At 72.0% G+C, this 7,104-nt stretch carries 6 protein-coding genes; 5 read left to right on the forward strand and 1 reads right to left on the reverse strand.

What is annotated here, in order from left to right:
- The first annotated feature begins 56 nt into the window (after nucleotides 1-56).
- The 5 genes from DEIPI_RS35350 (at nucleotide 57) to DEIPI_RS0105775 (ending at nucleotide 6,805) form a co-directional block, all read left to right on the forward strand.
- Entirely contained in the window at nucleotides 57-2,117 is a 2,061-nt protein-coding gene (locus tag DEIPI_RS35350; RefSeq protein ID WP_052351628.1) for a PAS domain-containing sensor histidine kinase, read from the forward strand.
- Nucleotides 2,118-2,146: 29 nt separating this feature from the next.
- Entirely contained in the window at nucleotides 2,147-4,021 is a 1,875-nt protein-coding gene (locus DEIPI_RS28840; RefSeq protein ID WP_045233703.1) for a glycoside hydrolase family 2 protein, read from the forward strand.
- A 261-nt stretch (nucleotides 4,022-4,282) separates the two neighbouring features.
- The gene (locus tag DEIPI_RS28845; protein ID WP_045233704.1) at nucleotides 4,283-5,275 is read left to right on the forward strand and encodes an aliphatic sulfonate ABC transporter substrate-binding protein; all 993 of its coding nucleotides are present in this window, start codon (nucleotides 4,283-4,285) and stop codon (nucleotides 5,273-5,275) included.
- Nucleotides 5,276-5,315: 40 nt separating this feature from the next.
- Complete coding sequence (locus DEIPI_RS0105770; RefSeq protein ID WP_084474046.1) at nucleotides 5,316-6,083, forward strand: ABC transporter permease; 768 nt, start codon at nucleotides 5,316-5,318, stop codon at nucleotides 6,081-6,083.
- A complete protein-coding gene (locus tag DEIPI_RS0105775) occupies nucleotides 6,080-6,805 on the forward strand; it encodes an ABC transporter ATP-binding protein (protein ID WP_027481165.1) in 726 nt (241 codons plus the stop codon). The genes DEIPI_RS0105770 and DEIPI_RS0105775 overlap by 4 nt, the downstream gene beginning before the upstream one ends.
- Before the next feature lie 106 nt (nucleotides 6,806-6,911).
- Here the strand turns inward: DEIPI_RS0105775 and DEIPI_RS39045 are convergent.
- Nucleotides 6,912-7,104: hypothetical protein (locus tag DEIPI_RS39045; RefSeq protein WP_169737028.1), on the reverse strand; the 193-nt coding region annotated here is incomplete at its 5' end.

Below are 7,104 nucleotides of genomic sequence, written 5' to 3' on the forward strand. Positions count from 1 at the left end.
TCCCGCGCGGACCTGCTGGACCTGCTCGGGAACGCGCCCGCCGTGGGGGACGTCCCGTGAGCGCCCCGGACGACCCCCTCCCGCCCCTGCCCGACCCGGCGGCCCTGCTCGACCGCATCCCGCAGATGCTCTGGTGGCTCGACGCGCGCGGACACGTGCGCCGCGTGAACGGACGCACGCTGCGCTTCAGCGGGCAGACCGAGGACGCCTTCCTCGGCGACCGCTTCCTGGAGGTGCTGCACCCCGACGACCGTCCCGGCGTCGCCGGGGCGTGGCCGCGCCTCGTGGGGGCCGGGAAGCCCTTCTCGCTGCAGTTCCGGCTGCGCTGCAACCAGAACCGTCACTACTGGTTCCTGATGCAGGTGCAGCCCGAACAGACGGGCGGCTGGATCGCGACGGGCACCGTCGTCGAGGCGCAGGTGCGCGCCGAGCGCCGCCTCTCCGAGGTGCTGGAGTGGATGAACGACGCGTTCCTCACCCTCGACGCCGGGGACCGCCTCGTGTACGTCAACCGCGCCGCCGCCGACCTCGTCGGGGGCCGCCCGGAGGACTACCTCGGGCGGGTCCTGTACGACGCCTTCCCCGACGTGGACGGCACCTTCCGCCCGCACTACGAGCGGGCCCGGCGAGAGGGCGTCAGCGTGACCTTCGAGGCGCTCTACACGCCGCTGGGCCTGTGGCTGGAGGTGAGCGCGCACCCCGGTGGGGATCAGCTGTCGCTGTACATCCGCGACGTCACGGAGCGCGTGCGGGCGCGGCGGGCGCTGGAGGAGGTGAATTCCGAGCTCGAAGGTCGCGTGCGTGAACGCACCCGTGAGCTGGAGGCCGCGAGAGAGCGGGCCGAGGTGCTCGCCGCGCTCGGAGACGTGCTGCAGCGCGCCGTCACGCCCGACGAGGCCGCCCGCGTGGCGCTCGCGCGGCTCGGCGTGGCGCTCGGCGCGACCGCGATGCTGTTCGTGCGGCTCGACGGGGAGCGCCTCACGTCGCCCGAGGTGTGGGGCGACCTGCCGCCCGGCGTTCACGAGCGCGCCCTGCGCCCCGACCTGGGCCGCGCGGACCTCCCCGTCCTGAGCCGCGCCCTGAAGGAGGGCGCCGTCTACCTCGACGACTACCGCGCCGATCCAGACGCGCTCGTGGACGTCCCGGAGGCGCTCGCGTTCGGGGTGGAACCCGTCCGGGACGGCGCCGGGCGACCGGCGGGCGCGCTCGTCGTGTGGCGCGCGTGCCGCGCGGGCGGCTGGCCGGGCGGGGAGCGCGACCTGCTGCGCCGCGCCGCCGACACCGTGGGGCTCGCGCTGGAGCGCGCGCGCGTCCTCGACCACGTGCGCCGTCAGCGCGACGAGTTGCAGGCCGCGAACCTGGAACTGCGGCGCAGCAACGAGGAGCTCGAACGCTTCGCGTACGTCGCGTCGCACGACCTGCAGGAACCCCTGCGGACCGTCGCGAGCTTCACGGGCGTCCTCCAGACCCGCTACCGCGGCAGGCTCGACGAGCGCGCCGACGTCGTCCTCGACACCATCGTGCGCGGCGCGGAACGCATGAAGACCCTCGTGGACGACCTGCTGGCCTTCTCGCGGCTGCGCTCCGTCCGGCGCGAGCATGGGCCCGTGTCCACCGCGGAGGTGCTCGCGGCGGCGCTGGAGGGGCTCGGCGTGGCCCTCGCGGAGACGGGCGCGCGCGTCGTCCACACGGACCTGCCCGTCGTGCGGGGCGACGCGGCGCAGCTGACGCAGCTCCTGCAGAACCTCGTGGGCAACGCGGTGAAGTTCCGCCGCGAGGGCACGCCGCCCGTCGTGGAGATCGCGGCGACCCGCGAGGGCGCGGCGTGGCACTTCACGGTCCGTGACAACGGCATCGGCATCGAGGAGCGCTACTTCCCGCAGATCTTCGAGATCTTCCAGCGGCTCCACACCCGCGACCGCTTCGAGGGGAGCGGCGTGGGGCTCGCCATCTGCCGCCGCGTCGTGGAGGCGCACGGGGGACGGCTGTGGGTGGACTCCACGCCCGGCGAGGGCAGCACCTTCCACTTCACCCTGCCGGGGACTTCCGGGAAGTCTGCGCGGGGCTTTAAGGTGTCGGGGCGAGACGTTCATACGCCTGCGCGTGGCGGCGAGTAGGCTCGCCGTTGAAGAAAAGGAGACCTGCCGTGAGAGACTCCACCCACCCGAACCCCCTGCACGAACGTGAGCACTGGCGTGACCTCTGCGGCACCTGGCAGTTCGCGTACGACGACGCCCGCGCCTGCCTCACCCCGGACGACGTGACGTTCGACCGGGAGATCCTCGTGCCCTACCCGCCCGAGAGCCGCCGCAGCGGCATCCACGACGAGGGCTTCCATCCGGTCGTGTGGTACGCGCTGGACGTGCCGCTCGACCCCGCCGACCGCCAGGGCCGCCTGCTGCTGCACTTCGGCGCGGTGGACTACCACGCGACCGTCTGGGCGAACGGTCAGCTCGTCGCGCGGCACGAGGGCGGTCACACGTCCTTCTGCGCGGACGTCACGGAGGCCGTGAGGGACGCCGGCAGCATGCGCGTCGTGGTGCGCGCCGAGGACGACGCCGCCGACCTGTCGCGCCCGCGCGGCAAGCAGGACTGGCAGCTGGAGCCGCACTCCATCTGGTACCCCCGCACGACCGGCATCTGGCAGCCCGTCTGGCTGGAGCGCGTCCCGGAGACCCGCATCGACTACCTGCGCTGGACGCCGCACATGGAGCGCTGGGAGATCGGCGTGGAGGTGGAACTGCGCGGCCCGGTCGGCGGCAACCTGACGCTGCGCGTGCGGCTGGAGCAGGGCGGCAACCTCGTCGCGGACGACCGCTACTCGGTGCACTGGAACGAGGTGTCGCGCCGCATCGCGCTGCCCGACCCAGGCATCGACGACTTCCGCAACGAGCTGCTGTGGAGCCCGAACCACCCGACCCTCATCGACGCGGTCGTGGAGCTCTACGACGGCGACCGCCTCGTGGACCGGGTCCTGAGCTACACCGCGATCCGTTCCGTGGACGTGCAGGGCAACCGCTTCATCCTCAACGGGCGGCCCTACTACCTCAAGATGGTCCTCGATCAGGGCTACTGGCCCGACTCCCTCATGAGCGCCACGGACGAGGAGCTCCGTCAGGACGTGCTGCTGACGCGTCAGCTGGGCTTCAACGGGGCGCGCAAGCACCAGAAGATCGAGAATCCGCGCTGGCTGTACTGGTGCGACCGCCTCGGCCTGCTGGTCTGGGAGGAGATGCCGAGCCCGTACCGCTTCACGTCACGGTCGGTGGACATGCTCACGCGGGAGTGGACCGAGGCGATCCGCCGGGACGTGTCTCACCCGTCCATCGTGGCGTGGGTGCCGTTCAACGAGAGCTGGGGCGTGCCGGACCTCCCGACGAACGCCGCGCACCGGGACTACGTGCGGGCGCTCTACCACCTCACGAAGACGCTCGACCCGACGCGGCCCGTGATCGGCAACGACGGCTGGGAGCACGTCGCGACGGACATCCTGACCGTCCACGACTACTCCGACGAGCCCGCGATGCTGCTGTCGCGCTACGGCACGCTGGAGTCCACCCGCCGCAGCGTGGAGCACCAGCGGCCCGGCGACCGCGTCCTGACGCTCGGCGGCTTCACCCCGACCGATCAGCCGGTGGTGCTCTCGGAGTTCGGCGGGATCGCGTTCATGCCGTCCACGGAGAGCGGCTGGGGCTACAGCGAGTCGGAGGACGAGCAGGACTTCCTGGGGGACTACTCGGCCCTGCTGGAGGCCGTGTACGAGTGCATGGGCCTGTCGGGCTTCTGCTACACGCAGCTCACCGACACCTTCCAGGAAAAGAACGGCCTGCTGTACGAGGACCGCACGCCGAAGGCGGACCTCCTGAAGCTCGCGCGGGCCACGCAGGGCCGCCGCACGGCGCGCGAGATGACGATCGACCCGGCCATGAATCCCTTCGGGTACTCGCTGCGCTGGCGCAAGCGGCAGCAGCCCGTGATGGACAGCAGCGAGGAGCAGGCGGAACTCGAACGCGGCGACTGAGCCGAAGGAGGGGAGAGGGCGGTGGGGTTTTACCTGCCGCCCTCTTCTCGTGAAGCTCCCGTGAAGTCCTGCCGTTCTCGCCTTCCCCTAAATCTGATACTTTGTGTCAACTATTCGGGCGCCGTCTCCCCACCCGCCCTGCCCGCATGGTTAGGCACCGCTGAGCAGGGCAGGAACGCCCGTTCACCGCAACCGGACAGCAGACCGCGCCGCCACGCGCACACTCGTGGAAAGCCGCCGCCATCCCGCAGGAGGACCCCGATGAAACGAAGTTTCGCGTACGCCCTCAGCCTCACCCTGAGCCTCACCGCCGCCGCCCTCGCGCAGGGCGCCACCACGGTGAGGCTCGGCTACTTCCCCAACCTCACGCACGCCGCCGCCCTCGTCGGACTCGAGCGCGGCACCTTCCAGAAGGAGCTCGGCGCAGGCGTCAAGCTGGACGCCAAGAGCTTCGTCGCGGGCACCGCCCTCAACGAGGCCTTCGCCGCCGGGCAGATCGACATCGGCTACATCGGGCCGGGTCCCGCCATCAACGGCGCCGCGCGCGGCCTGCCCCTCCAGATCGTCGCCGGAGCGAGCAACGCGGGCGCCGTCCTCGTCGCCCGCAAGGACGCCCCCATCCGCAGCGTGAAGGACCTCGCGGGCAAGCGCGTCGCCGTGCCCACCCTCGGCAACACCCAGGACATCAGCCTGCGGCACCTCCTCGCGGAGAACGGCCTGAAGGCCCAGTCGGACGGCGGCAACGTCACCATCCAGCCCGTCGCGCCCGCCGACGTCGCCGCTGCGTTCGCCACGAAGCAGATCGACGCGGCCCTCGTGCCCGAACCCTGGGGCGCCCTGCTCGAAGCGCGCGGCGGACGCCTCGTCGGCGACCAGAAGACCGTCTGGCGCGGCGGGGATTACCCCACCACCCTCGTCATCGTCAACACCACCTTCGCCGCGAAGAACCCCGAGCTCGTCCGCGCCTTCCTGCGCGCCCACGCCGCCAGCGTGAAGTTCGTCAACACCAACCGGCCCGCCGCGCAGGCCGCCATCAGCCGTCAGCTCGAGAAGCTCACCGGCGAGAAGATCGACGCGCGCGTCCTCCAGCGGGCCCTCGCGCGCACCGAGATCACCACGAACTTCAACCTCGACGCCCTGAAGGAGTACGGCGACCTCAACAAGGAAGCCGGGTACGCCCGCACCCTGCCGGACTTCACGAAGCTCGTGAACCTCGACTACCTCAAGAGCGCCACCCAGGGCCAGGGACGCTGACGTGGCCCTCGCCGCCCGCCCCGCGCGCGCCCGCCGCCCCATGTGGATGGCGCAGATCGTCGGGATCCTCGCCGTGCTGTTCGTGTGGTGGCTCGTCACGGACGTCCTCAAGGTCTGGCCCGCCTACATCCTCCCCCCACCCGAGGCGGTCCTGGAGGAGTTCTCCTACGGCCTCTTCGGGGAAGCGCCCGGCGGGCGGCTCACGCAGAGCATCCTCAACTCCCTGCGGCGCGTCGCGATCGGCTACGTCGTCGCGCTCGCCCTCGGCGTGCTGATCGGCACGCTCCTCGCGTCCAGCCGCGCGCTCAGGGAGACGGTCGGCGGGTGGCTCACCGCCATCCAGTCCATCCCCAGCATCGCCTTCGTGCCGCTCGCGATCCTCTGGTTCGGCCTCAACGAGCGCGCCGTGCTGTTCGTCGTGATCCTCGAAGGGCTCATTCCCGTCGCGCTCGCCGTGAGCGCCGCGCTGCAGAACGTGCCGCCCGCGTGGATCACGGCGGGCCGCACCCTCGGCGCGCGCGGCCTGCGGCTCTACACGAAGGTGCTGCTGCCCGCCAGCGTCCCGCACCTCGCGACGGGCGCGCGCCTCGCGTGGAGCTTCGCGTGGCGCGCCCTGATCGGCGCGGAACTGCTCACCAGCAACCCCGGCCTCGGGCAGGCGCTGGAGACGGGCCGCAACACCGCCAACATGGCCCTCGTGCTCGCGACGCTCGTCGTGGTCGGCGCGCTCGGCGGCCTCTTCGACCTCGCGCTGCGCCGCGTCGAGACGCGCGTGCGCCGCGACTACGGACTGGAGACCGCGCTGTGACCCCTCCCACCCAGGACGCGCCCATCGTCGAACTTCACGACGTCGAGTACCGCTACCCGGGCGGCAGCCGGAGCAGCCACGCGGGTGTCGGGCCGCTCTCCTTCTCGGTGCGGCGCGGCGAGTTCTTCTGCGTCGTCGGGGAGTCCGGCAGCGGCAAGAGCACCCTGCTCGGCCTCCTCGCGGGCTTCCTGCTGCCCACCTCCGGCGACCTGCGCCTCCTCGGCGAGCCCCTGCGCGGGCCCACCGAACGGCAGGCGCTCGTGCAGCAGGAACACGCGCTCTTCCCGTGGCGGACGGTGCTCGGCAACGTGGAGTTCGGCCTCGAGATGCGCGGCGCCGCCCAGCCCGAACGGCGCGAGGGCGCCATGAACGCCCTGCGCCTCGTCGGCCTGGAGGAGTTCGCGTTCCGCCGCGTCCACGAGCTCTCCGGCGGTCAGAAGCAGCGCGTGTCCCTCGCGCGGGCGCTGGCCGTGTCGCCGCCCCTGCTGCTGCTCGACGAGCCCTTCAGCGCCCTCGACGTCGCCACGCGCCACACGCTGGGGCAGGAACTGCTCGGCATCTGGCGGCACACGGGCGCCACGGTCGGGTTCGTCACGCACCACCTCGACGAGGCCCTCGAACTCGGCGGGCGCGTCATCGTCCTGCGCGAGGGCCGCGTCGTCATCGACGGGCCCACCCGCTCGCTCGATCTCGGAACGCTCCGGGAAGCGCTGAAAGTCTGAAGGAAGGGGGCGGCCCTCCATGGGCCGCCCCCTTCCTTCTACCTGTATACGGACCCGAACGGTCGGGTCCTCGTGCCTGGGCCGTCCACGCGTCTCCACAACCTTTTCATGACAGGTCCCGTCCCCGTCGCCCCACGTCGGGCTCCCTCGCGGGCACGTCCACGCCCTCCTCGTGGTTGACGGGCTTGCCCTCGTAGCCGGGCCTGAAGTGCACCTCGGTGTCCTGCTCGGCCGTCGCGGCGCGCACCACCTCGGGCGCCGCGCCGGGCGCGGTGGCCTCCACGTACCGCGCGAGCGCC

Source organism: Deinococcus pimensis DSM 21231 (assembly GCF_000519345.1).
Lineage (GTDB): Bacteria > Deinococcota > Deinococci > Deinococcales > Deinococcaceae > Deinococcus_A > Deinococcus_A pimensis.